Consider the following 26,698-nt stretch of genomic DNA (forward strand, 5'->3'; position numbering starts at 1 on the left):
AAAGAATGGACTTTTTTGGTGCCTCTACTTCTTAGAGCACATCTTTAAGCAAAATTAATCGATTTACCAATATGGGAGGGATACATTATGCTTCTAGAAAAGTATTTGGAGCCAGTGAATTTTTGCGCAGAAAACTTAATGAATTTATTGGATGCAAATGATCCCCAAATGAAAAAGGTTGTGGAAAAGGGACTGCTTCTGTACAGACAAAGCTTTGTCTATCAGGTCAAGTTCTCCAATGAATTGGTGACGGGAATGATCCAAGATGTAACGCCTGTAAGGGCCACTTTAGATTTGGATTATGTTCAACAGAGCTCTTGTACTTGTCACGCAGAAGGATTTTGTCGCCATCAGCTCGCTCTATTTTTCTATTTACTTGCACAAGTTGGGAAAGTGTCCACTTGGTTGGAAAATTGGCGTAAACCAATTGAGAATGCGGAAATGTTAAAAAATCTCGGTATTATGCGAGCAAGTGACTTACTGAAGGAAAAAGAAGACAAAGAGCCAAATTATACAGATTGGATTGAAACATTGGAAAAGAGTTTTCAATCCCTTATGGAGACAAATCATAACAAACCATATCTGATTGCGGAAACGTATTATATTTATATACGAAAAATAAAAGCAGCTACTCCTCTCCAAACAGAGTGGAAGCTCCTTTATTTAGTTATCGCCCATGTATTTACTTTTAAACAATTATTAATAGTTAGTAAAAAACTAGATCATAATACACAAACAATCAATCGCTATTATCGACATCTTTTTCATGATTTAATGAATAGCATCGAGGATAACCTCTATAAATTATCAAACTTTACCTTTCCATTTGCGTTTGACGATTTTTTAATTAGTCTAAAGGATGATATACGAGCAATTCTTACCATCCAGCCAATATTAGCATTTGAGTGTATACAGCTTTATCGCTTAATGTGGACGGATCTTTTCGCCACGAAAAAATGGAGACAGGATGAATTGACACAATTGTCAGCGAACAGCGACCCAAGCTTTTCCGAAAAAATTGCCATGATTCACCTAGAAATCCTTCTTCAAAAAGATGAGAATGCCCTTAAAATCATTCAATCACTTGATACACAAGTTACTTCGTATATGCTTTATTGGATTGATTATTTATCGAGTCGCAAAGCTTGGAAAAGAATGGATTTATATATACCAGCATTTATTCAAGAACTGAAAAATTATATATGTACAGATGATGATGACGATTATTGCTACGAATTTACACAGATGGCAATCCGAGCGATTCTCCCTTATTGCCTAGCTATGAATAAAGAAGACTTACTTGAAAAAGCATATATTCATACACTTCCATATAGCTACCGCAAATATGAGGATTTTCTGTATGAGAAGAAACAATTTGATAAATGGATGGATCTGTTTACCATGATGGGATATGGACTAGATCATCTTCACAAAGAACAAATAAAAACGCTGCAGGAATATGATCAATCATTATTGCTTTCCTTATATCATCGTTCGATTCAAGAACATATCGAAGGGAAAAATAGAGAGCATTATCGAATCGCTGTCCGTCAGTTAAAAAAACTGCGTACCCTTTATAAAAAGCTGAAAAAACAAACCGAATTCGAGCAATTCTTATTGGTTATCTTAGAACGTACGAAACGATTAAGAGCCTTTCATGAAGAATGTAGAAAGGGAAAGTTAATCCATGCTGAAAACTAACTATCTAAAAATAAATGTTCATTACTATGAGAATAGAGGATTTTTTTTAACAGGAGAAATAGAGAATCGCTATCTATATCCTAATTATTGGAAAAAACTTCTTTTTCAGCAGCATCAAGAGAGCTATTATGGAACTATCCTAGATACTGTAACAATTGATGAAATAGAAGGCGTATTATTAAGTGGCTGGCAGTTGGTGACTTTGCTTGCTACTGAAGGGTTTAATCGTTATGTAGATTGGGATTGGAATGATACTGCACAGGTTTGTCTTGCTGCTGCCCCAAGTATTTTGGAAGCTATTAAACATAAAGAATGGATACCGGATTTCAGCCAATGGGAGGTTGGCAATTTCCAATGGTCCCTGCCCAATCGTATCATGGATGAATTTGATCCGAGCTTTTGGGAAATGGAACTTCACGATGAGTTGGCAGGTCAAACAAATAACGATTTTATCCAGCAATGGTTCCAGCATTCGCTCAATCATTATTTGGAAGATCATCAAGAGACAAAACAAAATTTCCATGCAAGAATCCAAACATTAAAGAATGCAAATATTCCTTCCGAGCAGCTGGCTGCTTATTTCACTGAAGATAAATGGCAGGAATGGATGGGGTTAAAAGAAACAGACTATCCATTCACGCTAGGAATCCGTCTGGAAGAACCAACTGAAATCGATACAACTTGGGATTTGGATATATTTTTACGATCAAAGGAAAATCCTGATCTCGTTGTGGATATACATGATGAAAGTAATATGCCGAAGAAGTGGTTAAACTTTACCTCCTATATTGAGGAAGAACAACAGCGCTGGCTCCTGCTTTTCCCATGGCTAAAAGGAAAAAGCGGGATAACCAATCAATTAACAGAAGAAGAAGCTTGGCTTTTTTTATCAGAAGCTAGTGAAACATTCCTTGCCCTTGGAGTGGATATTCTTCTTCCTTCTTGGTGGCAAGCAATGAAGTCAGCCAACTTGAAAGTGAAAGCAAAGGTTTCGAGTACAAGTCATCGTCCATCCTTTGTAGGGCTACAGGCAATGCTGGATTATAATTGGCGCTTTTCTATGAATGGCGTCACCCTCTCTGAAGATGAATTCAATAAATTAGTGGAGGAAAAACGCCGTCTTGTCTTTATTAAAGGTCGTTGGATTAAATTAGATCCCGCTTTTATTCGGCAAATACAGGATTTAATGAAAAAAGCTGAAAAAGAAGGTTTGCATGTCCGCGATATTATTGAGCAAGAGTTAATGCAAGCGGAAGAACAACAAAATGATGAGCTAGAGAATCCGAAAACATTTGCAAGAATCCAAATCGACCTAAATAGACAATGGAGAACGATGATTCATCAATTAAAAGAAGTAAAGAATCTGCCATTAGAAGAAGTTCCACACAGCTTTTTAGGCGATTTACGTGCTTATCAAGTGCTTGGGATGAGCTGGCTTCTCTTCTTAAGAAAGTATGGATTTGGAGCCATTTTAGCAGACGATATGGGACTAGGAAAAACAGTTCAGCTTATTTCTTATTTATTAAAAGTGAAAGAAACAGAAGCAGAACTAACAACACCAGCTCTTATCATTTGTCCTACTTCTGTCCTCGGCAACTGGCAAAAGGAGTTAGAGCGATTCGCACCTGATTTAAATGTATATCTCCATTATGGAGCTAATCGCTTAAAAGATGAGGCCTTTTTAAATAGAGTACACGAAGCAGATGTAGTCTTAACCTCTTATGGATTAACACATATCGATAAGCAAAGCTTCGAAGAACTCACATGGAGTACCATTGCAATCGATGAAGCACAAAATATCAAAAATGCGCAGACAAAGCAATCAAGAGCTGTGAGAAAATTAAAGGGAGCACATTATATTGCGCTCTCTGGAACACCGATGGAAAATCGTCTCAATGAGCTTTGGTCTATTTTTGATTTTACTAATCACGGTTATTTAGGTAGCCTCGGACAATTTCAAAAGCGCTTTGTTATTCCGATTGAAAGGGAAAATAAACCGGAACAAATCCAGCAATTGCAGACACTGATTCGTCCATTCTTATTAAGAAGAACGAAAAAGGATGAAGAGGTTGCCTTGAATCTCCCTGATAAACTGGAGCAAAAGGAATATTGTCCTTTAACGACGGAGCAGGCTGCCTTATATGAACAATTAGTTACCGATACATTTGCCCAAATTGAGCAGCTCTCTGGATTCGAGCGGAAAGGTCTTGTCCTACAAATGTTAAGTAAATTAAAGCAGTTATGCAATCATCCTGCCCTTTACTTAAAAGAGCAAGCACCTACTAGCTTAATTGATCGATCAGTAAAAATGGAGAAATTGGCAGAACTGACCGATACGATTTTAGAGAGAGGTGAAAGCTGCCTTATTTTTACACAATATATTGAAATGGGACATATGATTCAGGAAATGATGAAGAAAAAGTTCAGCATCGACGTTCCATTCTTAAATGGCAGTATGTCCAAGCAACAACGTGATCGCTTAATTGACCAATTCCAAGCTGGAGAATTTCCGATTTTCCTCCTTTCCTTAAAGGCTGGAGGAACAGGATTAAATTTAACAGCTGCCAACCATGTTATTCATTATGATCGCTGGTGGAATCCTGCTGTAGAAAATCAGGCAACAGACCGTGCATACCGCATTGGCCAGACTCGTTTTGTTCATGTTCATAAGCTGATTTGTACAGGAACATTAGAGGAAAAAATTGATGCGATGCTGGAAAAGAAACAATCACTAAATGACCAAATTATCCAAAACGAAAATTGGATGACCGAGTTAACAACAGATGAATTAAGGGATTTGGTGTCATTGAATGAAAACCCAGCAGCCTTATAGGGTGCTAGCAGAGAACAGAACCAAATGGATAATACAGAAGACATGAATAAAAACCCCAGCAAGGATATGAATTACTCGGTATCCTTGCTGGGGTTTATCTTTGATTGAAATACTTATGTCTCAACCTGTTTCTCGTCTTCTTTTATAGATCGGTTTGTTTATTTATCCTCTGGGACTTTAATATCTTTTCGATTTTCTTGTTTAGTCATCTTATAGAAATATACAGTTTTCGTTGTTTTATGGCCAGCTAAATCGGTTGCTGTGAATTCAAATTCATTTAAGCCATTTTCTAAGTCTAATTCCACTTTCTTGATTGTTTTTTCTAAACTTCTCATAGCATATGGCTCTTTAAATGTCTGATAATAAAGCTCACTTCCATTTAGAGCTAATTGAATATCATCAAAATTATCCTTTACTGTTACATGTACAGTTGGATTTTTGCCATTGCTATTTACGATTCGATTGCCAGAAAGCCCTTTGAAGGAGATGACGGGTGCTTCAGCATCAACGATAAAGCTTCGTTTAAAGACTGCTGTATTATCAGCACTGTCTATTGCTTTGATTTCAACAGAATGAACGCCATTTTCATAAGGAATGACTGTATTAAAGGTATATTCTTCTTTCTCCTCATTATAAACAGTGTCTACTTTTTGACCGCCAATCGTAAATTCTTTAAGGTCCGATTCATCCTTGATTGTTCCACTAAATACCACTTCTTTTTCTCCATACACCTCTAAAGCTTCTGGGGTCGCTAAAGAGATTACGGGAATAGTTGTATCCTTCTTCTCTTCTTCGGCAACCACACTTGCTTCCTCTTTATTGCCAGCATAATCATACGCAACAACTGTTACAGATGTACCTGGTTTTACTTCATTCGGCAAAGTAAATTCAGTTGTTTCACCGCTGACTGGAGTAGTTACAACTGATTTCCCATCTACTAAAATATCTAAATAAGAAATCCCAGAGCCATTTTCATCATCAGACGCAGCAATTTCCAATACTTTATTATCTTCTGCTAAGTCCACTTCAACAGTTGGACTTACTGTATCAACAATAACCGGAATATCTACTATCTGTGGTTTTGCACCTTTATAGTCAAGGGTTGCACTAACGCGGTAGAAATATTGCCCTTCCACTAGCTTTCCATTCACTTTTCCATCCCATGCCCAATTGGAATCAAGAACATATTTTGTTCCTTTGCCGCCATCATAGTAATTCTTTCTAATTTCTTCTTGTGTACGTAATGTCCTTACGGTTTTCCCCTTACTATCAACAATAGAGAATTGAACTTTCTTTGCATTTCTTAAAAACGATAGAACCGGAATTATTTCTTCTTGGACTCCATCATTATTTGGAGAAATGGCAATTCCTTCTTTTGTAAACTTACTTGTAATCGGATCATATCCAAGGTATAGGAAGTCTTCTCCTTCTTTTGTCACCGCTCCAGCCATGCCATAGAAAGATGTCTCATCATATTTCATCCCATCTAAAATGGGTGCTTTGTTCCAGTCACCTTTAAATCCAACATACGGCACGGTTAATGTTGCATTTGTTTCCTGAGGATCTGTTAATGTTACATACCCTTCCACAAAATAGCCATTTTCAAATACGCGATCAATCGCTACAGGTGTTTCCCAACTGCCTGTTTGAGAAGGATCAATTACTTTTGCATTTGTTAAATCAACAGATACTTTAATTTTTTTGCTTTTGTTGGCAGGAATGCTTATCGTTGTTTCATTCTTATCATTTACTTTTATCTTTGCATCCAAAATCTTCTGTGCTTCTAATAGATTAGCAGTATAACCTAACTCTCCGTAAGCCGCAAAGTCTGTTTGTATATTTGCAGCCACATCATACTTAACCTTCTTATCACTATAGTTTTTCGCTTCTAGAGTAAAAGTAAAGGTGTTTCCTACTTCTTTTAAGGCTACTTTCCCTTCTTTCGTCTTCTTCTCCGTTACTATAACAGGTGATTGTAATGCTGCATGCAGCTGCATTAATCCAGCACCTTGACGACGTGGAGAATATGGTACCTCCCAGTCAAATGCACTGTTTACTGTTCCAATATCTGTCACCGGTTTAGCGGTGTTCATTAAGAGATTTTTCGCAATGTTTACTCGATCAAAGCCTGATACATCGAATTCATTATCTACACGTTCTAATACAAGGGCAGATCCCCCTGAAACATGCGGAGCTGCCATCGACGTTCCACTCTTCATCCCATATTGATTATTTTCTAAAGTAGAATAGATTTGTCCACCTGGTGCTGTGATTTCTGGTTTAAAGTCTAAGTTATTCGTTAGGCCCCATGAGGAAAAGCTACTCATTTTTCCGGCTTCTGGATTAGCGGAAGTTATTTTTTTGCCATCAAATGTAATCGAGATAGTTTCACCACTTTGAAGAGCTGCTGCTAATTTATCCCCATCTGTTTTTAATAAGAATAGTTGAGGAATCTTAATGCTTGCATCTGTTGCCATGCTAACAAAGCCATCTGTATTATTATAAATAATAACACCAGCTGCCCCTGCCTGCTGTGCATTGATTGCTTTATCCACGAAGCCGATTTCGCCTCTTTGGATGAGCGCATAGTTATCCTTCACATCAACTGCGGCTAATTCTTCTGGTTTCCCTAATCCAGCATAAACAATTTTAAATGTTTTTTCCGTAACTGAATTTGGGTGAACACTGCCTGCTGACAGGAATCCAGCTTGTTCCATCTGACCATCATATTGATAGGAAAGTGCATCAATATCTATAAAACTATTTTCAATAGATGCAACTTGTAAACTATCATAGGCAACACCTGGTGAACCAGATACTCCAATATCAGGGTTAGAGCTAGATGGATTGGCAAAGCCATTTCCAAAATGGGCAGAGTTTCCAGCTGAAATAGACATCATAATTCCATTTTCCACAGCACGCTCTACAGCTTGCTGCTCTGGTGCATCGGCCGCAACAAAACCTGCTGGAGATCCTAAACTCATGTTAAGGACATCTGCACCCAATACGATCGCATCATCAATAGCTTTAATATAAATATCTCCCCAGGTAGTCGATACAGTTGGGTCATTTCCGAAAACCTTTAACGCTAAAAGCTGTGCCTCTGGCGCAACTCCTTTAATCCCATTATTGTCTTCATCGCCATTTGCTCCAACAGTACCTGCGACGTGCATCCCATGCATACTTGCCCCTTCAGCGATATCTTGAATAATGTCATTTTCATCCATATAGTTATATCCGTATGGTACCTTTTCGCTATAAAATTTACCTTTAAGCCCATTTTCCTTTTTAAATTGGGCAATTTCTTCCTTGCTCAATTCCTCTTCTGTTTCATCAGAAAGTACCATGTCCTTATGATTTGGGTCAATGCCGGTATCAATTACACCAACAATCATTCCTTCGCCTTTAAAACCATAATCCCGCCAAGCATCTTGAGCTTGTACAAGTTCTTTACTATATATCATGTCTGCTTCTTCTTCTGGTCTTTCATAAGCTGTGGCAATATGTACTTTTGCTACCTCTGGAAGTTCCTCGATTTTTTCAATATCTCCGTACTTCATTTCTCCACTAAAACCATTAAAAATGGTGGTGAAATTCTCTAATTCCTTAAATTTTACTTTTCTTGCTTTTACTTTTTCTTTTACTTTTTTCTGCTCTGCTAACTTTTCGCTCTTTAATTTTTCTTTTGTTGATTTAGGCAATTCTTTTACTTGCTTTGCTTGTGCTTGAGCATATTGCACCGTCGGCTCCGTGTTCATCTCTACCACTACCCGAACCGTATCGTTTTTATTATAAGTGGTCTCTAGCTCGTCCACCTTTATGGTTTGGATATTTTGCTTGTTTTCTTCTCCTTTTTTACGAATTTCCTTATCTGGTACAGTTGCTGCCAATACACTATTGGAAAATAGCATACAGAGCATAATAACTAGAAAAAATACTTTTCTAAGTTTCATGTTAAAACTCCCCTCTATCCCTTCTTTATTTTCGGAATATATCGAACTATATAAAAATATCACAATATTCTTATATTTATTAAGGGACGAAAGTACTGTCTCTCTCTTGTATATACTAGTAATTTAGTCAGTAAATATCGCATTTTTATTCCTTTTTCGCCAAGAGCTGACGTTATTCTGCTTTTCTGCCAATATCAGGATATAATCACCTTGGGGAATTATTGATGAAAGGCTGTGATGAAAGCTAGTTTTTAGAAGCAAATGTTAGCAAAAATTATAAAACATTCTCCTTTTAGAAAGAATAGATTAAAAAATAGTGAACAATATAAAACAAACTTTTATTAATATAATTTTTAAAGAGATTGTTTTCAGATGGAGGCAGGGAGAATATTTTTGTACTATACGAAATAGAATTATATTCACTTATTTTCCAATCGGATCATTCGAGAGCTTAGATAATTCATCAAGGTAAGGTATAATAAAAGAAAAGGAGAATTTGCCTGGGGAGGGATTATCGTGAAAACTTTTAAATTAATTTCTTTACAGATTCTCACGAAGGAAAAGCTAGTGCCGATTAAATTGATTGATGGATTGATTATAAATAAAGAAGATGATTTTAATCATTGGCTAATTGAGGTTTATACAGAATTAGCTGCTATCGCTTTTCTTGATGAAGCATTTCAGAAGAAGGAGGAGTTGCTTGTTCAAGCTGTTATCTCAAAAAAAGAAAATGATCCCGCTCCTTTTGAAGTAACGATTCTGTCTATCCAAAATTTTGGTGATAAAGCAAGCATTCTTTTAGAAGGAACATTAAAAAGAGACAGAAAAGACTATGCAGAGCTATTGCTCCAATATCTAATCGAAGAAGGCTATGAAGGGAAAAAATTATCGAATAAATTTACTGAGCTGATGCAAAGCAAGCCACAGACATTTTTGGAGAAGAAGCTGTAGGTTGCAGGAGAACTATTGAATAGACGAATCTCAAGGCCTGGAATAACCTTGAGATTCTGAACATATAGGCTCTTTATCGATCTATATCGTCTTTGTCTTTCATATCATCTTTATCTTCGATCATATCTTCACCAGGATCATTATCATCCTTTGTTGGATCTAGATCATCATCTTTATTTTCATCTGGTACATCTGGTTCGTTGTCATTATCCAGATCAGTACCTCTGTCTGGAACAACGTCATTCGTATCTAAGTCTTTATCTTCGATTGTGGTATCATCATCCGGTGGAGGACTTTGATTATCATCATCATTACCACAAGCAGTTAACAGCATAGCAGATAACGCTGAAACTCCTAATAACTTCATCCATTTAGTCATTCGTTATACCCCTTTTCTTGATAAGTATCATTCATGACCATTCATTTGGTCAGTTATTAGGTTATCCAAGAAAAGAAAATTATTACGCCTTATTATTCAATTCCAATAATAAACAATGTTGTAAAGAAAAAAAGAAGAAGCTGCTCGTTTAAACAGACACCTCTTCTTTCTGCCTTTTTATGCTTCTTTCTTATCTCCAAGGGCAAACATAATTTCTGCTTCACAGGCAATTTCACCATCAACAGTAGCTACACATTTTCCCTTTCCAAAATTGCCACGTAGTCTTGTCATTTCTACTTCTAGTCGCAGCTGATCTCCTGGAAACACTTGCTTTTTAAAGCGGCAGTTATCTACTCCAGCAAAGAAAGCTAATCTTCCTTTATTCTCTTCCTTAATCAACATGGCAACCGCTCCTACTTGCGCCAATGCTTCTACAATTAATACACCTGGCATAACTGGGTATTCAGGGAAATGCCCATTAAAATATTCTTCATTTGCCGATACATTTTTAATACCTACAGCTTTTTTACCTTCTTCCACTTCTAAAATTCTATCTACTAATAAAAATGGATATCGATGAGGAATTATTTCTTTAATTTGATTAATATCTAACATTTTGTGACCTCCTACTAATATGTGGTTATATTATATTGTACTAAAAAAAGCTATGAAAAAGGAAGGGATATCCCCTCCTTTTTTAAGATGTTTTTTAAAATAGTTGTTCTAGCTATCATCCTGAACAGCTATTTCGTTAATTTGATCATTCCAGCACACCAGCAAAAAAGGAATCTGTAATTATTTTTACAAATTCCCATCTTCTTTACTCTTCATTTATCAAATTGACAATATGCATCCAGGTATCTTTTTTAAAGGTATCTGTTGCTTTTCCGTTTCCCATTACACTATAACCGACAACGGCTCCAGCTAGAACACTTACAGCCATTACTAAAATAATAACAACAATACGTAGCCATATAGGAAACAGACGAACTCTAATCTTCTGTTTAGGAGAAGCTTTCTCTTCTGGATTATTCTTCTCTTTTTGATCTTTTTTAACCTGTTCTCTTGTCTTAACCATTTCTTGACTACTGCTATTTAATGCCATCACTTTTCTCCTTTTTTAACGTATTCCATTCACTAATCCCATCATCTGATCTGCTAAAGAGATGGATCTGGACTGAAATTGGTAGGAGCGCTGTGTAGCAATCAGATTGACCATTTCTTTGCTTATATCCACATTAGATTGTTCTAATGCATTTTGTTTCATTGCAATTTCATTTCTTCTGCCGCCATTCAAATCGACCATTACTTGATTTTCATCAGCAGTGTCAGAGAGTCGATATAAGTTCTCCCCTGTTTTTTCAAGGCTTTGCGGATTATTAGCATACGATATGCCGAGATTAAAGGTTTCCTGCCCGCCATTATTCAATTGAATTGTTAAAGTTCCTGTTGATGAAAAAGCATATTCTTTAACATTATTATTTAATAAAATTGGGTTATTATTCTCGTCAAGGATAGCATGGCCTTCTTTCGTAACCAGCATATTCTCATTATTAGATACAGGTGATAAATACATCGCTCCATCTCTCGTATAACGCATTTCGGAAGTTCCTCCGTCTTGCACCAATACTCTGTATAATTGTCCTTCTTTCGTCAATGCAGTATCCAAAACGCGATCAGATGATTTAATCATTCCTTGTGTCATCACTAATTGCGTTTGAGCCATTTTAGCGCCTACTCCTTGCCTGATGCCGTTTGGCGTCTGACGATTGACTTCCTGCGTTTCATCCTTTTGATTATTAAATTGCTGATAAAGCATATCTGTAAACGTCCCATTTTGCCTTTTATAGCCTGTAGTATCAACATTAGCCATATTATTACTAATAAGATCCATTTGCTTTTGCAGCTGTGTTAAAGTATTACTAGCCGTTATCATCGTTCTATTCATAGCGATTCCCCCCTTTACTACTATCTAAATGATTCTTATAGCTTACCAATTTCATTTGCGGCTTGATCCATGCTCTTATCATAAGCCTGCAATATTTTCTGATTAGCTTCAAATGCTCGATAAGCAGTCATCATATCTGTCATTGTCTGCGCTGTATCAACATTAGAATTCTCTAAAAAACCTTGATTAATTTGAAAGGTAACTTGGTTATTTGCATAAGCACTTTGTAGAGCGGCTCCATCTTGTGCTCGATACAAACCATCCCCCTCTTTTACGAGCTGTTCCGGTGAATCTGTATAACTTATTCCAAGACGATACACTTCTCCATTACTGCTTGTAAGCACTCCATCAGATGTAACAGAGAAATCCGCACTTGTAAGTTGAATTCGTTCATTATTTTCATCTAAAACGTAAGCACCACTAGAAGTAGTTAAATACCCTTGGCCATCTAAGGTGAAATTTCCGTTTCTCGAATAAGCAACTCCATTATCATTTTGCACTGTAAAAAATAATCCGCCGCCAGCATTCGTTCCATTCCCTGGAATATTCGCGTTTAAGATTGCTAAATCTGTCTTTAATCCTGTTTGATTAAGATCACCTTGAGTAAACTTCGGGATTATTTCTTGCATATAGACTCCTGTTGCTAAATAGCCTACTTGCTGCTTTTCTATAGTACCAGCTGCATTTTTCCTAACGCTTTGCTGTAATAATTCAGGAAAAGCTCTCATGGATGATTGATCTGCTTTAAAACCCGGTGTCGTACTGTTGGCCATATTATTAGAAAGCATTTCGGTTTTGCGCTGCTGAGCAAGCATACCAGAAGCTGCTGTATAGAACCCTTTAAACATAATTGTCTCCTATCTATACAAAAATTTCGATTCAAGCATATATATTCTATTATAAAAAAAATATCAAAAGATTACATTAAATTTTGTTGAAAAAAGTCTAAAAATGTTCGTTATATTAATCATTTATTATATCGGCTATTCATAGGAACAATCTACTGGAAGATAAAGGAGGAAGAAGAACCTTATGGTTACTAAAAAAACAGAAACAGCTAAATAAAAAATCGGAATAAGAAAAAGAAATTTTTCCATTCCGATTTTTTAGGTTTAAGACTTATACAAACGGGTATGAAATAAATAGATTTCATTTTCCTATGCATAAACAAGTTTTTTCACTTGTTTATGCCCCCCCATTTTTTAGCTTAATTTTCTTTTTGGAAGACGATCAATATTATCTAACATTATTCCTGTACCGATTGCTACAGAATCCATTGGATTTTCAGCTACTAATACAGGAACCTTCAATTCATCCGCTAATAGTAAGTCAATCCCGTGAAGTAATGCTCCACCACCAGTTAAGATAACTCCACGATCAATGATATCAGCAGAAAGCTCAGGTGGTGTTCTTTCTAAGACACTTTTAGCAGCTTGTACAATAACAGATACTGACTCTCTTAATGCTTGCTCAATTTCCTCTGAATGTACCGTAATAGTTCTTGGAAGACCAGAAACCATGTCACGACCGCGAATATCCATTTCTTCTTTTCTAGAACCTGGAAAAACAGTTCCAATATTAATTTTTATATTCTCTGCCGTACGTTCTCCAATTAAGAGCTTATATTTTCGTTTAATATATTGGAGAATTTCATTATCAAATTTATCTCCAGCCATTTTAATACTAGAAGAAGTAACGATATCCCCCATTGATAGCACTGCTACATCTGTAGTACCGCCGCCAATATCAACAACCATATTTCCACTTGGTTGGAAAATATCCATTCCTGCACCAATCGCTGCAACCTTTGGTTCTTCTTCTAAATAGATTTTCTTTCCACCACTTTTTTCGGCTGCTTCTTTAATTGCTTTTTGTTCCACACTAGTAATATTTGTTGGACAACAAATAAGAATTCTTGGCTTTGAAAGAAATCCTTTTACGTTCAATTTATTAATGAAATGCTTTAGCATTGCTTCTGTTACATCAAAATCAGCGATAACGCCATCCTTTAGTGGGCGAATAGCAACAATATTTCCAGGCGTACGTCCGACCATACTACGAGCTTCTTCTCCTACCGCTAACACTCTGCCTGTATTGCGATCTAATGCCACAACAGAAGGCTCATTTAATACAATCCCTTTTCCTTTTACATGAATGAGTACATTTGCTGTTCCTAAATCGATACCAATATCTCTAGCAAACATTATATATGCTCCTCCTTCGCCTTTAGCTTTTCCATTTTTTTCATTTTATAATTTCATTTTCCTTATAGAGACAAAGAGCTGGCTTCCACACTATATGTAACGACATCCTCATATTTAAGTTTCATTAAATGTAGTTAAACGAAAAAACATTCCTAAGAATTCCTTCCATTCACACAGTTATAGCGCCTTTTTAAATGCCACTAAATATTTACCTCGCTTAAATATGTCTTTCTTATCGCTCTATATTAAATCAACCATTTTCATTCTTTTGTAAAGTGAATTATGTATTTTTCAGGTTAAAATTTGTATGTTTTTTTCTCTATCTATTTAAACCACTCTAATTTTTTATTTTATCATAAGATCACGAAATAAGTAACTTTTTGTAAAAAAAATGAGTTTTTTTTCACAAAATAATTTTCTTTTTTCTCAAACAAGAAAAAGGACATTGCTTCCAAGGTCCTTTTAGCTATTATGTACCCTTTATTAGCATTCCAAAATGAGTTGCTTTTTATACTCATTCTTTTTCTCTATCGATGGAGACACCTCCACCGATAGACTGTTGTAACTACATTTTTCTAAACTTCCCTTTCTGTTTTAAATATTTCCAGGGTAACTTAATATTGCATACTTTTTCTATTTAATTAATGCATTCATGATAAAGCATTACCCTGGAATTTCTTACTGTACAGTTTCCCCTTCAAGCTCTTCCTTTTTATATTTCATTTTTGTTGCTTCCCCACCGCGTAGATGTCGTATTGATTTATGATAATCAAGGATCTCTTTCACTTCATTTGCTAAATCTGGGTTAATTTCAGGAAGTCTTTCTGTTAAATCTTTATGGACTGTACTTTTGGATACGCCAAACTCCTTCGCTATTACGCGAACCGTTTTTCTCGTCTCCACGATATACTTTCCAATCTTGATAGTTCTCTCTTTGATGTAATCGTGCACACCACTCGCCCTCCCTAAATTGGATGTGAGAAGTGTGAAATGAGACTCGCTTTTCGCTTCATTGAAATTCTTCATCCCGCACGTTTCCTTTCCTGCATAATACTTTTCTTCATGCGGCAGAAAGTCAAAAGCTTTCTGTTCTTATAGGGATTAAACATGTCCTCAACTACATATCCATTATCTTCAAACGACCCCTCACTCCAAACTTCCGCTTTGTAAGGTTTGTAACATTTTATTAGCTTGGGTAAGACTTTATGCAGAAAAATATGAATAGGGACAAGGTTTATCTGTTTTTTTCTATATTTACTTGTTTTTGAGGAATTAAATAGCTATGTTTTATGCGAAACAATTGATTGGCTTGAAAAACAGGAATGATATTTTTAAAAAGAGGAAATTGCCGATGTGTGGTTTTATATCTGTTATTATTAGAAAAATATCTGTTATTTTCATCGTCTAGAGGTTTAATATTTCCCGAGAAATTTGTCATTTTCCGCTCGTAAGTGACTATTTTCCATTTATGTCTTCCACTTATAGTTAAATTATACTACTACTTTTCACTTATAAATATTCTGGAGTTATTAGATGTCTTGCCTTTTAGTGGACTATTCGAGGATATAAAGGGAGATGTCTAGATGAGAATTCTTTGTATTTACGTATTTTCTTCGACATTTCCCATCCATAAAATACTTCTTTCGAGAATACATAAAGGTTGCCATAAAGTAGCTATCACTCGCATAATCTTTATTTTATGCTTTGTAAAAACTACTTATAGCAACCTCTAGTTATTAAGCGTTCGGATCTGTAGTTGTAGACCCTTCTGAATCTTCATCCTGTTTAGAGTCTGTTCCATTTTCTAATTTGTTATCTGTCGGCATTTCTTCATCGGAATTACTTGATTTTTCTACTGCTGAATCCTTTCCAGAAGTAGCACCAGAAGTATCATCACTTTGTAAAGCACTTACCGGTTTACCAAAATAATCAATAGGGTTCACAGCTACATTGTCTTTTCTTACTTCAAAGTGGACATGAACTCCTGCTTCTTGATTCAACTTACTTTTTCCAGCAGTTGCTAATGGTTGGCCTTTCTTTACTTCAGCGCCTTCTTCCACTTGGAAATCCTTCACAGATTGATAATATGTTTTAATCCCATTGTCATGATCAATTTCAATTGTATTCCCTAATAGAGAATCTTCCGCAACTTTTGTAACGGTTCCACTTAGAGCTGCTACTACTTCAAATTCGCTATCATCTTCCATTTTTAAGTCAATACCTGTGTTTGGCTGATATTGATTATTATAGAATACTAAAGATTCAGCTTGCTTTTCTTTACTAGCCGTATTATCATAGAACTCTTTTTGTGTAATGAAAGAATCTTCATCGACTACTGGCCATGCAAAGTTCTCAAATTCCTTTGCTACTGGTTCTGCAGGTTCATCTGTTTGTTTTGTTGGCATATCAGCGTTATCATATTTATACTTATCTGTTTCTGATGCGCTATTTTGATACCATAGGACCCCTGTTAGAATAATAGCTGCACTTGCGATATAAATGGCTGGAAATGCCCAACGCTTTTTAAAAAAGCTTTTTACTTTTGACTTTGGAGAAGTACGTTTGTTTTCTTCCTCTCTCATTTTATCATCACCTCAGCAATCATTCTGAACAGATAATGATAAATATATACCTACATGCTAAAAAATTTTTTAGACTTATTTTTCGACAAAGTTCTTGAGTTTATACATAGAAACGAAAATTTTAATTATTAATGGGATGAAGTCACAATAAATAAAGCAAGCCTTCTTGAGGAAGACTTGCTTTTTAGGCTTGTAATTAGTGCTTTGGCTGATATTTCTTTACTTTGGCTGATTCATCCGCTGCTTTGGCTGATATTTCCCTACTTTGGCTGATTTCACTGCTGCTTTGGCTGATATTTCTCTACTTTGGCTGATTCATCCGCTGCTTTGGCTGATATTTCTCTACTTTGGCTGATTTCACTGCTGCTTTGGCTGATACTTCTCTACTTTGGCTGATTCACCCAACACTTTGGCTGATATTTCTCTACTTTGGCTGATTCACCCGACACTTTGGCTGATATTTCTCTACTTTGGCTGATTCACCCGCTGTTTTGGCTGATACTTCTCTACTTTGGCTGATTCACCCCCTGCTTTGGCTGATTCCCTTATTTCTGAGCTGTGTATTTCGCTAGCATATCATCAGATGCTGTTACATCTACCCCTTTATAATAGTATTTTACGATTTCTTCATAGTTTTTCCCGTTTGCGGCCATTCCGTTTGCCCCATATTGGCTCATGCCGACACCATGACCATATCCTTTTGTAGCAATATAAACGTTATTTCCCTTTCGTTCCATTGTAAAGTCCGTTGATTTTAAGCTTAACTTTTCTCTAATATCTGTTCCTGATAATTGTTTTCCATTAATCTTGGCACTTGCAATTCGTTTTCCTTTTGTATATTTAACGTCTTCTAATACTTTCCTGTCAGCTGTAAGCTTAACGCCTAAGCTCTTCTCGAAGTCTTTAACAGGCATTGTCACTTCCCCTTTAAACTTTGGCGAATTGACATCCCATGGGCTTTCCACACTTTGTAAATAGGAGATGGAATTAGCCCAGACATCATCTGAATTTTCCGTGTATCCATTGCTTGTGGAGAAAAACGTGGCATCAATAGGAGTACCTTCATACGTTAAAATTTGCCCCTTTGTAGCCGCTACAGCCTCTTCTATTTTAGCCATATTTTTCTTCCAGTCTAACCCATCATTTTCCCAAATTTTCTTTAATTCTTCGCGGTTATTATACACTTGGTAGTTTATTGTATCGCCAACTAATGCTCCCTTTGGAAGATCTGTTTTCTCTTGATGCATCATTCTTTTTACAATATATGTTCTCGCTGTTAAGGCTTGTGCTTTTAATGCTTCTTTTTCAAATTTCGCTGGCATTTCGGATGCAACAACCCCAACTACATATTCTTCTAAGTCTAATTTCTCTACTTCTTGTTTATCTTCACGATATACAGCTACTTCAATAGCAGGCTCTGGCGTTTCTGCAGGTGGTATATTACTCTTTACCTCTTCCTTTTTACCCTGAATAGAGGGCAGAACAAGGATGGTCGGAATAAGTATAGTAATAGCAAACAGAATAACTCCTAGTACGATGAAAGGTTTGATTTTAATCATGAATAAAGCCTCCATAAGATAGAAATAAGACCTTTTTAACTGTCTCTAAAACATTCTTATGGAGATGGACAAGCTTTTATTCCTTCTTTTTTCTAGAGAAATATCCTTAATTTATGGTTCTAAACATATCCGTTTTGCATACTATTTTAGCAATCCTGTGTTTTAAACAACTCCGGTAATCCCCTCTATTATATAACAGATATTAACAGAAGTAGGAACTGAAACACATATAGAAGCCTCTATTGAACTTCTCGGTTATTCTAAAATATTTTTCATATTATGTATAATTTTGCCCATAAAAAAACAAACTTTATCTATCGGAATGAAATCGATAAATAAAGTTTGCCAATTATATTTATGCATTTAAATCTGCAACATAGCTTGCCGTTAACGTTAATTCACTTTCTTCGGTAATTCTTTCAATATCAGCGCCTAACGCAGCTAATTTTTCGTGGAAATTAACATAACCACGATCTAAGTGTTTAAGCTCTGTAACGCGTGTAATACCGTCTGCTACAAGTCCAGACAATATTAAGGCAGCAGCAGCACGTAAATCAGTAGCAGCTACTTCTGCACCTTGCAGATTAGTTGGTCCATTCATAACAACAGAACGACCTTCAATTTTCACATCGCCATTCATACGTCTAAATTCTTCTACATGCATAAAACGGTTTTCAAAAACAGTTTCTGTAATCATACTTGTTCCCTTTGCACGAAGAAGTAATGCCATCATTTGAGATTGCATATCTGTTGGAAATCCTGGATGAGGCATTGTTTTGATATCTACAGCTTTTAAATTTTCTGCACTAATCACACGGATACCGTCTTCTTCTTCTTTGAAAACAACACCCATCTCTTCCATTTTGGCAATCAAGGATGATAAATGTTCTGGAACCGCACCCTGTACAAGGACATTTCCATTAGTAATAGCAGCAGCGATTAAAAATGTCCCTGCTTCAATTCTATCCGGAATAATCGTATGTTCTGTACCATGTAGCACTTCTACACCTTCAATGCGAATAGTTCCTGTACCTGCTCCTCTTACTGTTGCGCCCATTTTATTTAGGAAGTTCGCCAAATCAACAATTTCAGGTTCTTTTGCTACGTTTTCAATAATAGTCGTACCTTCTGCTAAAGAAGCAGCCATCATAATATTTTCCGTCGCACCAACACTTGGGAAATCAAGATAGATTTTCGCACCTTTTAAACGTCCATCTACGGAAGCTTCGATAAATCCATTACCAACCTGAACCTTTGCTCCCATTGCTTCGAAACCTTTTAGATGTTGATCAATTGGTCTTGAACCAATTGCACAACCACCAGGTAATGCTACTCTTGCATGGCCATTTCTTGCTAACAAAGATCCCATTACTAAAACAGATGCGCGCATTTTTCTTACGTACTCAAATGGCGCTTCAACGCTTAAATCATTTGATGCATCTACAGTTACTTCTCCGTTTTCAAAATGTACTTCTGCATTTAAATATCGCAATACTTCATTAATCGTATATACATCTGAAAGAGTCGGAACTGATTTAATTATACTTTTTCCATCACTTGCTAATAATGTAGCGGCGATCACAGGCAAAACGGCATTTTTTGCGCCTTCTACTTTAACCGTTCCATTCAACCTTTTTCCGCCGCGGACGATGATTTTATCCAAAGTCTATTCCCCTCCGCGTCCAATATCTCTATATTAATATTCAATCGTTATGATGGGTGTGCCAACTACGAACGTAGTTTTTCCTCCCATATCTTGTGTTCTTAGTCCTATTTGTACGTTCATTTCCTTTTCGCTATTATCAATTCGTTCTTCAAATATCGGCGTATATGCGGAGGTGGATATAAAATCATCCTCTTCCAACGCCTCTACTTTTTTTGCTTGAAATGCATCTAGCAAATGGTTAACTTTATAAGGCAAAGTCTCATTCATCTTATCACTGAATTCGCCTTTAATACAAGAGAAAATTGTTGGTTTTCCTCGAAATATGTCAGAAATTTTTTTATTAATTTCCATATCTAACCTTTTCATTTCTTTGTTCGCTAACTTCTTTCCTCTCACCTCATACATAATATATGATTGGACGTTATCAGTTGTTAAAGAAGTGGTTAAGATTATACTTTCTTCTATTTGGCCACTGGATTTCAAGACCATCTTTGCTTGCCAGCTCTGATGATTTTTCGTTTCCACCCAATCACCATTTGGGAAAACTCTTTTTAACTCTGACTGATATGCTTTTGCATCTTCAATGCTTGTAACATTTTCCAGCCTTTCTCTTGCATGCAGAGACCATTCATTAATCGTTACATTTTCTTGTTTTTGTAAAATTTCATTTATAGTTATTAAGTCAGACTTCGTTCTCGCGATAGTGATGTTATTCCCAATTGTAAGACAAGCCAAACCAATTAATATTGTTATTATAATTAACGTTTTATTTATCTTCATTGTTATTCCTCCCCCATACTACCATTGTTTCCAAGGAGAAGAATTGCATACTAATGATTAATCGTCACTTTTTGACATGAATAAAACGTTAATCAATTAACAAACTATTTAAGCACACAAAATGAATTTTACTTAAAAAACAAAGGAATGAAAACATGTATGAAGACCTATCTTTGTAATTAATTATTTCTTATTTTGGTAATTACTTCAATATTAATGGCAATTGTTGTGACCAAACTAAATAGTCGAGTAAGAAATTGCTGACAATCGATCCCATTATAATTGCTAATAATACATATAATACTCGTGCTTGAAAAACTCTGTTTTTTCGAAGGAATTTCTCAAAATTTAGTGACTGTAATGCCCACCATGAAAGAGCGATAAAAACGATATGTATCAAAATACTCAGTAACGCCTGTTGTCCAAAAGCTTCTACCATTTTTTCCTCCCATCTATCCCTTCTGTTTCAACTCTTATTTGACGTATTGACTTATAAAAAGGTTTCAATTTGTGTAATTATTTTTTTATTTTTTCCATCCTTAAAATCGTAAATATTTATCCGAAGTAATTATCTCTCTTCCCTACTGATTGTTCGGTACACTTTTAAGCCCCATTCAGAGTGTTTTTCCATTATTTACTTGCCATTATCTATTTAAAAAATAGGAAATCTACTTTGCTGTCTTAATCCTCACTTTAAATCTACCCCACTAAAAAAAGCCCCCTTAGGGACTTTTTTAGTATTTTTTCTCAACAATGGATATACGATTCATTGCACGTTGAAGAGCAAGTTCTGCACGTCTAAAGTCCACATGTTCTGATTTTTGAGCATGTAATCTTTGTTCTGCGCGCTCCTTAGCACGTAAGGCACGATCATAATCAATTTCTTCCGCTAATTCAGCAGATTGAGCAAGTACTGTCACCTGATCTGGGCGAACTTCTAATATTCCACCATTCACCGCTATATATTCAGAATCTGAACCATTTTTCAAATGAACAGCTCCTATTTTAAGTGGAGCAACCATCGGAATATGGCCTGCTAAAATTCCAAGTTCTCCACTTTCTGCTTTTGCGATCACCATTTCTACATCTGATTCATGCACCGGGCCATCAGGAGTTACTACATTGACTTTAATCGTCTTCATTACTACCCCTCCTGATTATTTTATACTTCTACACCCATAGATTTAGCTTTTTCGATTGCTTCTTCAATACGACCAACTAAACGGAATGCATCTTCTGGAAGGTGATCATATTTACCTTCAAGAATATCTTTAAATCCTTTTACCGTTTCTTTTACAGGTACATAAGAACCTTTTTGACCTGTAAATTGTTCGGCAACATGGAAGTTTTGTGATAAGAAGAATTGAATTCTTCTTGCACGGTGAACAACTAATTTATCTTCATCGCTTAGCTCATCCATTCCAAGGATACTGATGATATCTTGAAGCTCTCTATAACGCTGTAATGTAGATTGTACATTTCTCGCTACATTGTAATGCTCTTCTCCAACTATTTCAGGAGAAAGGGCACGAGAAGTAGAAGCAAGTGGATCTACCGCTGGATAAATACCCATCTCTGTTAATTTACGCTCAAGGTTTGTTGTTGCATCCAAGTGAGCAAACGTTGTAGCTGGTGCTGGATCTGTGTAGTCATCCGCTGGTACATAGATTGCTTGGATAGAAGTTACAGAACCTACATTTGTTGATGTGATACGTTCTTGTAATTTACCCATTTCAGTTGCTAATGTCGGCTGGTAACCAACTGCTGACGGCATACGGCCAAGCAGCGCGGAAACCTCAGAACCAGCTTGAGTAAAGCGGAAAATATTATCGATGAAGAAAAGTACGTCTTGTCCTTGTTCATCACGGAAATATTCAGCCATCGTTAAACCTGTTAAGGCAACACGCATACGAGCACCTGGCGGCTCATTCATTTGTCCGAATACCATCGCTGTTTTCTTAATAACGCCTGAATCCGTCATTTCATGGTAAAGGTCATTTCCTTCACGAGTACGTTCCCCAACACCAGCAAAAACAGAAATACCACCATGTTCTTGCGCGATATTGTTGATTAATTCCTGAATTAAAACTGTTTTACCTACACCAGCTCCACCGAATAGACCAATTTTCCCACCTTTAATATATGGCGCTAATAAGTCTACTACTTTAATACCAGTTTCTAAAATTTCTACTTGGGTTGATAATTGCTCAAACTTAGGAGCTTCTCTGTGAATAGAATCACGTCTTGCACTTGCTGGAATTTCTGGATCTAAATCGATTGTTTCTCCTAATACATTAAATACACGACCTAGTGTAACATCCCCAACAGGTACGGAAATAGATTTTCCAGTATCTATTACCTCTGCGCCTCTTGTAACACCATCTGTAGAAGACATCGCAATAGCTCGAACTGTGTTATCACCTAAATGAAGGGCCACTTCAAGGGTTAATTCTATGTTAGAAGAACTACTTGGATCTTGAACAACACGTAATGCGTTGTTAAGGTCAGGTAGACTTCCTCCATCGAACTTCACGTCAACAACTGGTCCCATAACTTGAAGAACTCGTCCTGTGCTCATTAATTTCCCTCCTAAACTTTCTTAAAGCAGGTTCTGCTAAAACGTTAAGTTTAGCAGAACTTATTTGTATCATTATTCTAACGCTGCAGCTCCACCAACGATTTCCGTAATCTCTTGTGTAATCGCTGCTTGTCTAGCACGGTTATACTGTAAACTTAAATTGTCTATTAATTCTTTCGCATTATCAGTAGAATTCTTCATCGCTGTCATACGTGCAGAATGCTCACTTGCTTTACTATCAAGCAGAGCACCATATAATAGACTTTCTGCATACTGTGGTAATAGAACATCGAGAATTTCTTCTGCTGATGGCTCAAATTCATAGGATGTTAATGTTTTATTAGAAGCATCCATTTCCGTTAACGGAAGAACCTTCTTCTCTACCACATCCTGCTGAATAGCACTTACATAATGACTATAGTAAACATAAAGTTCATCAAAAGTACCATCATCATACATACCTACTGCTTTGCTTGTTACATCTCTAATATCTAGGAAATCTGGTAAATCAGGAATACCCACTACATCCAAAATGACATTATGTCCTTGTTTTAATAGAAAGTCTCTCCCGATTCTACCAATCACAATTATGGCATATTCGTCTTTTGATTGATGACGTTCTTTAATTGTTTGATTTAGCTTTCTTAGTACGTTACTGTTGTATGCTCCTGCTAATCCACGTTCAGAAGTAATAACCAGATATCCTGTTTTTTTAACAGGTCGTGTTTGAAGCATTGGATGGCTAACACCTGAGCTGCCTAGAGCCACAGAATGTGTTACTTCTTCCATTTTAGACATATACGGAATAAATGCTTTTACATTAATAACCGCTCTATTCATTTTAGCCGAATACACCATCTGCATGGCTTTCGTAATCTGGCTAGTCTTTTTTGTTGAGTCAATACGAGCTTTTATATCACGTAAAGATGCCAAAGATTCTCACCACCAATCTATAAGTTTGCCTTCTTATTCAGAAGCTACAAACGTTTTTTTGAAATCGTTAATTGCTGCGTTCATATCATCATCAGATGGAAGATCCTTTGTTGTAACAATATGTTCTACCACATTTGTATGATTATGATCTAACCAATTTAAGAATTCTTCTTCGAAACGTTTAATATCCACTACAGGAATATCATCTAAATGACCACGTGTAAGTGCATATAGAATCGCAACTTGTTTTTCTACTTTTAATGGTTTATTAAGATCTTGTTTCAATACTTCTACTGTACGAGCACCACGATTTAATTTATCTTGTGTCGCTTTATCTAAATCAGATCCAAACTGAGCGAATGACTCTAACTCACGGTATGATGCAAGGTCAAGACGTAATGTTCCAGCAACCTTTTTCATCGCTTTGATTTGGGCAGAACCACCAACACGAGAAACAGATAAACCTGCATTGATCGCTGGACGTACGCCAGAGAAGAAGAGATCAGATTGTAAGAAAATTTGTCCATCGGTAATCGAAATTACGTTTGTTGGAATATAAGCAGAAACATCTCCTGCCTGTGTTTCAATAAATGGCAGCGCCGTAATAGATCCTCCACCTTTTGCATCACTCAATTTAGCGGCACGCTCAAGAAGACGTGAATGCAAGTAGAAGACATCCCCTGGATATGCTTCACGACCTGGAGGACGACGAAGTAACAGGGACAGTTCACGATAAGCAGATGCTTGTTTTGTTAAATCATCATATACGATTAAAACGTGTTTACCGTTATACATAAACTCTTCACCCATTGCTACACCTGCATATGGAGCTAGGTATAGAAGTGGTGCTGGTTGAGATGCAGATGCTGTTACAACGATTGTATAATCTAATGCACCATTTTTACGTAATGTTTCTACAGCGTTACGTACTGTTGATTCCTTTTGTCCGATTGCAACATAAATACAAACCATATCTTGGTCTGCTTGGTTAAGAATCGTATCGATCGCTACAGATGTTTTACCTGTCTGACGGTCACCGATGATTAACTCACGTTGTCCACGACCAATCGGCACTAACGCATCAATAGCCTTAATTCCTGTCTGTAGTGGCTCACTTACCGATTTACGATCCATTACACCAGGAGCTAAATATTCAATTGGACGAGTCTTCGTAGTGTTGATTGCACCCAGTCCATCAACTGGTTGACCAAGAGGGTTTACTACGCGTCCAATCAGCGCATCTCCTACTGGAACCTCCATGATTCTTCCCGTACGGCGAACTTCATCACCTTCACGAATATCTGTATAAGGACCAAGGATAATGATACCTACATTGCTTTCTTCTAGGTTTTGAGCTAAGCCCATTACCCCATTAGAAAATTCAACAAGCTCTCCAGCCATACAATTATCCAGGCCATGTACACGAGCAATACCATCACCAATATTAATTACTGTACCAACTTCACTTACTTGAACTTCTGATTGGTAACTTTCAATTTGCTTTTTTATAAGAGCACTGATTTCTTCCGCTTTGATGCTCATGCGTTTCACCCCTATCTAAAGAATTACTATCCTAATAATTGTCGTTGTAGACGGTTCAGCTTCCCTTGAAGACTACCATCATATATTTGATTACCGATTCTTACCTTAATTCCGCCTAATAGGTTAGAATCAATGATATTTTCAATATTTAGCGATATTTTCCCAACTTTTGCAGCGAATGTAGCTGAAATAGCTCTTTTCTCATCGTCTGTTAACGGTTTGATGGAATATACTTTTGCATCTGCAATCCCTTTTGCTTCATTAACTAGTGCAATAAATTGATCACATATACTAGTAATCATCTCTTCTCGATGACGATCAATCAATAGCATTAAAAGGTTTTGAATATACTCACTCGCAGAGGCAAATGCCACTTTCACCATTTCATTTTTCTTTTCTAATGCAATATTAGGAGATTGTAGAAATGTATGAATATCAGGCGAAGAAGTGACTAATGTCCTTACTACTCGTACTTCTTCATCTAGTTGATCAATCTGTCCGTTTTCTTTGGCGATTTGGAAAAGGGCTAAAGCATAACGCTTTGCAACACCTGTATCCATCATCGTTTCTCGCCTACCTCTTGAATGTAATCATGAATTAACTTTTCTTGATCCTGCTCATTTAATTCTTTTTCGATCACTTTAGAAGCGATTAAAACAGAAAGAGAAGTGACTTGATCGCGAATTGTTGCAACAGCTTTTTCTTTTTGCTGTTCAATTTCTACTAAAGCAGAGTTTTTGATTCGCTCTGCATCTTTTCTGGCATCGTCAATGATAGTTTCTCTTTGAGCATCTGCTTGTTGTTTTGCTCTATCAATTAACTCTTGTGCGTCATTGCGCGCTTCTTTTAATAATACTCTTTGCTCTTCTAATAGTTTGGCAGCTTCTTGTCTGCTTTTCTCTGCATTATCTATTTCATTTGCAACAAATTCCTCACGATCCTTCATCATTTTCATTAAAGGACCCCATGCAAACTTTTTGATTGCCCACAGTAATAATAAGAAAGATAGTAATTGAACGATTACATCACCGCCCGCAAAATTCATTACGGCACCTAATACTAATCCATTTGTGAACACGCTTGATTCAC

Annotated in this window: 22 protein-coding genes; 3 read left to right on the plus strand and 19 right to left on the minus strand. The window is 36.5% G+C overall.

Annotated elements, in window-relative coordinates:
* The first annotated feature begins 87 nt into the window (after positions 1-87).
* Both MHH96_RS03750 and MHH96_RS03755 read left to right on the plus strand, forming a co-directional pair.
* Positions 88-1,701, plus strand: coding sequence for an SWIM zinc finger family protein (locus tag MHH96_RS03750; RefSeq protein ID WP_047942690.1), 1,614 nt, complete (start codon positions 88-90; stop codon positions 1,699-1,701).
* Positions 1,688-4,534: a DEAD/DEAH box helicase gene (locus tag MHH96_RS03755; RefSeq protein ID WP_047942692.1), complete on the plus strand. Its 2,847-nt coding sequence runs from the start codon at positions 1,688-1,690 to the stop codon at positions 4,532-4,534. Before MHH96_RS03750 ends, MHH96_RS03755 begins: the two co-directional genes overlap by 14 nt.
* Before the next feature lie 158 nt (positions 4,535-4,692).
* On the opposite strand, the gene MHH96_RS03760 is transcribed toward MHH96_RS03755, so the two are convergent.
* The gene (locus tag MHH96_RS03760) at positions 4,693-8,487 is read right to left on the minus strand and encodes a S8 family serine peptidase (RefSeq protein WP_328282837.1); all 3,795 of its coding nucleotides are present in this window, start codon (positions 8,485-8,487) and stop codon (positions 4,693-4,695) included.
* Between the two features lie 516 nt (positions 8,488-9,003).
* Here MHH96_RS03760 and MHH96_RS03765 point away from each other — a divergent pair.
* Complete coding sequence (locus MHH96_RS03765; protein WP_047942694.1) at positions 9,004-9,438, plus strand: YwpF family protein; 435 nt, start codon at positions 9,004-9,006, stop codon at positions 9,436-9,438.
* A 73-nt stretch (positions 9,439-9,511) separates the two neighbouring features.
* Here MHH96_RS03765 and MHH96_RS03770 read toward each other — a convergent pair whose 3' ends face one another.
* The 18 genes from MHH96_RS03770 to atpF all read right to left on the minus strand — a co-directional run bounded on the left by MHH96_RS03770 (position 9,512) and on the right by atpF (position 26,687).
* On the minus strand, positions 9,512-9,817 hold the full coding sequence (locus MHH96_RS03770; RefSeq protein WP_047942696.1) for a hypothetical protein: 306 nt from the start codon (positions 9,815-9,817) through the stop codon (positions 9,512-9,514).
* 177 nt (positions 9,818-9,994) lie between these two features.
* Positions 9,995-10,432: a 3-hydroxyacyl-ACP dehydratase FabZ gene (gene fabZ, locus MHH96_RS03775; RefSeq protein ID WP_047942697.1), complete on the minus strand. Its 438-nt coding sequence runs from the start codon at positions 10,430-10,432 to the stop codon at positions 9,995-9,997.
* 205 nt (positions 10,433-10,637) lie between these two features.
* On the minus strand, positions 10,638-10,922 hold the full coding sequence (locus MHH96_RS03780) for a DNA-directed RNA polymerase subunit beta (RefSeq protein ID WP_061800824.1): 285 nt from the start codon (positions 10,920-10,922) through the stop codon (positions 10,638-10,640).
* A gap of 15 nt (positions 10,923-10,937) precedes the next feature.
* Positions 10,938-11,765 carry a flagellar hook-basal body protein gene (locus MHH96_RS03785; RefSeq protein WP_328282836.1) on the minus strand — a complete coding sequence of 276 codons (828 nt, stop codon included), beginning with the start codon at positions 11,763-11,765 and terminating at the stop codon, positions 10,938-10,940.
* Positions 11,766-11,800: 35 nt separating this feature from the next.
* Positions 11,801-12,613 carry a flagellar hook-basal body protein gene (locus MHH96_RS03790; RefSeq protein WP_061800826.1) on the minus strand — a complete coding sequence of 271 codons (813 nt, stop codon included), beginning with the start codon at positions 12,611-12,613 and terminating at the stop codon, positions 11,801-11,803.
* A gap of 354 nt (positions 12,614-12,967) precedes the next feature.
* Positions 12,968-13,969 carry a rod shape-determining protein gene (locus tag MHH96_RS03795; protein WP_061800827.1) on the minus strand — a complete coding sequence of 334 codons (1,002 nt, stop codon included), beginning with the start codon at positions 13,967-13,969 and terminating at the stop codon, positions 12,968-12,970.
* 678 nt (positions 13,970-14,647) lie between these two features.
* Positions 14,648-14,920, minus strand: a complete 273-nt coding sequence (gene spoIIID, locus MHH96_RS03800) for a sporulation transcriptional regulator SpoIIID (RefSeq protein ID WP_016204804.1) — start codon at positions 14,918-14,920, stop codon at positions 14,648-14,650.
* Positions 14,921-15,705: 785 nt separating this feature from the next.
* A complete protein-coding gene (locus MHH96_RS03805; protein WP_341116729.1) occupies positions 15,706-16,551 on the minus strand; it encodes a M23 family metallopeptidase in 846 nt (281 codons plus the stop codon).
* A 545-nt stretch (positions 16,552-17,096) separates the two neighbouring features.
* Positions 17,097-18,110 carry a stage II sporulation protein D gene (spoIID, locus tag MHH96_RS03810; RefSeq protein ID WP_095258210.1) on the minus strand — a complete coding sequence of 338 codons (1,014 nt, stop codon included), beginning with the start codon at positions 18,108-18,110 and terminating at the stop codon, positions 17,097-17,099.
* A gap of 355 nt (positions 18,111-18,465) precedes the next feature.
* Complete coding sequence (gene murA / locus MHH96_RS03815) at positions 18,466-19,773, minus strand: UDP-N-acetylglucosamine 1-carboxyvinyltransferase (protein WP_047945079.1); 1,308 nt, start codon at positions 19,771-19,773, stop codon at positions 18,466-18,468.
* Positions 19,774-19,806: 33 nt separating this feature from the next.
* Positions 19,807-20,556, minus strand: a complete 750-nt coding sequence (locus tag MHH96_RS03820; protein WP_047945078.1) for a YwmB family TATA-box binding protein — start codon at positions 20,554-20,556, stop codon at positions 19,807-19,809.
* A 202-nt stretch (positions 20,557-20,758) separates the two neighbouring features.
* Positions 20,759-20,995: a DUF1146 family protein gene (locus MHH96_RS03825; RefSeq protein ID WP_047945077.1), complete on the minus strand. Its 237-nt coding sequence runs from the start codon at positions 20,993-20,995 to the stop codon at positions 20,759-20,761.
* 295 nt (positions 20,996-21,290) lie between these two features.
* Positions 21,291-21,698, minus strand: a complete 408-nt coding sequence (locus MHH96_RS03830) for a F0F1 ATP synthase subunit epsilon (protein ID WP_047940726.1) — start codon at positions 21,696-21,698, stop codon at positions 21,291-21,293.
* Positions 21,699-21,718: 20 nt separating this feature from the next.
* Positions 21,719-23,134, minus strand: a complete 1,416-nt coding sequence (atpD, locus tag MHH96_RS03835) for a F0F1 ATP synthase subunit beta (RefSeq protein ID WP_047940727.1) — start codon at positions 23,132-23,134, stop codon at positions 21,719-21,721.
* A 72-nt stretch (positions 23,135-23,206) separates the two neighbouring features.
* Entirely contained in the window at positions 23,207-24,067 is an 861-nt protein-coding gene (gene atpG, locus MHH96_RS03840) for an ATP synthase F1 subunit gamma (protein ID WP_047940728.1), read from the minus strand.
* A gap of 33 nt (positions 24,068-24,100) precedes the next feature.
* Positions 24,101-25,609, minus strand: a complete 1,509-nt coding sequence (gene atpA / locus MHH96_RS03845) for a F0F1 ATP synthase subunit alpha (RefSeq protein ID WP_061800830.1) — start codon at positions 25,607-25,609, stop codon at positions 24,101-24,103.
* 26 nt (positions 25,610-25,635) lie between these two features.
* The gene (locus MHH96_RS03850) at positions 25,636-26,172 is read right to left on the minus strand and encodes a F0F1 ATP synthase subunit delta (RefSeq protein ID WP_341116733.1); all 537 of its coding nucleotides are present in this window, start codon (positions 26,170-26,172) and stop codon (positions 25,636-25,638) included.
* Positions 26,169-26,687 (minus strand): F0F1 ATP synthase subunit B, encoded by a 519-nt coding sequence (atpF, locus tag MHH96_RS03855; RefSeq protein ID WP_047940731.1) that lies wholly within the window; start codon positions 26,685-26,687, stop codon positions 26,169-26,171. The genes MHH96_RS03850 and atpF overlap by 4 nt, the downstream gene beginning before the upstream one ends.
* Positions 26,688-26,698: the final 11 nt, after the last annotated feature.

Source organism: Niallia sp. FSL K6-0212 (genome assembly GCF_038007605.1).
In the GTDB taxonomy this organism is placed as follows: Bacteria; Bacillota; Bacilli; order Bacillales; family Cytobacillaceae; genus Niallia; species Niallia circulans.

Coding starts and splice junctions, on each gene's coding strand:
- fabZ (WP_047942697.1), bottom strand. CDS start 10,432: ATGTTAGATATTAATCAAATTAAAGAAATAATTCCTCATCGATATCCA.
- MHH96_RS03825 (WP_047945077.1), bottom strand. CDS start 20,995: ATGGTAGAAGCTTTTGGACAACAGGCGTTACTGAGTATTTTGATACAT.
- MHH96_RS03770 (WP_047942696.1), bottom strand. CDS start 9,817: ATGACTAAATGGATGAAGTTATTAGGAGTTTCAGCGTTATCTGCTATG.
- MHH96_RS03755 (WP_047942692.1), top strand. CDS start 1,688: ATGCTGAAAACTAACTATCTAAAAATAAATGTTCATTACTATGAGAAT.
- MHH96_RS03795 (WP_061800827.1), bottom strand. CDS start 13,969: ATGTTTGCTAGAGATATTGGTATCGATTTAGGAACAGCAAATGTACTC.
- MHH96_RS03820 (WP_047945078.1), bottom strand. CDS start 20,556: ATGAAGATAAATAAAACGTTAATTATAATAACAATATTAATTGGTTTG.
- MHH96_RS03750 (WP_047942690.1), top strand. CDS start 88: ATGCTTCTAGAAAAGTATTTGGAGCCAGTGAATTTTTGCGCAGAAAAC.
- MHH96_RS03830 (WP_047940726.1), bottom strand. CDS start 21,698: ATGAAGACGATTAAAGTCAATGTAGTAACTCCTGATGGCCCGGTGCAT.
- atpA (WP_061800830.1), bottom strand. CDS start 25,609: ATGAGCATCAAAGCGGAAGAAATCAGTGCTCTTATAAAAAAGCAAATT.
- spoIID (WP_095258210.1), bottom strand. CDS start 18,110: ATGATTAAAATCAAACCTTTCATCGTACTAGGAGTTATTCTGTTTGCT.
- MHH96_RS03780 (WP_061800824.1), bottom strand. CDS start 10,922: ATGGCATTAAATAGCAGTAGTCAAGAAATGGTTAAGACAAGAGAACAG.
- MHH96_RS03850 (WP_341116733.1), bottom strand. CDS start 26,172: ATGATGGATACAGGTGTTGCAAAGCGTTATGCTTTAGCCCTTTTCCAA.
- MHH96_RS03805 (WP_341116729.1), bottom strand. CDS start 16,551: ATGAGAGAGGAAGAAAACAAACGTACTTCTCCAAAGTCAAAAGTAAAA.
- MHH96_RS03760 (WP_328282837.1), bottom strand. CDS start 8,487: ATGAAACTTAGAAAAGTATTTTTTCTAGTTATTATGCTCTGTATGCTA.
- atpD (WP_047940727.1), bottom strand. CDS start 23,134: ATGAGCACAGGACGAGTTCTTCAAGTTATGGGACCAGTTGTTGACGTG.
- MHH96_RS03785 (WP_328282836.1), bottom strand. CDS start 11,765: ATGAATAGAACGATGATAACGGCTAGTAATACTTTAACACAGCTGCAA.
- MHH96_RS03790 (WP_061800826.1), bottom strand. CDS start 12,613: ATGTTTAAAGGGTTCTATACAGCAGCTTCTGGTATGCTTGCTCAGCAG.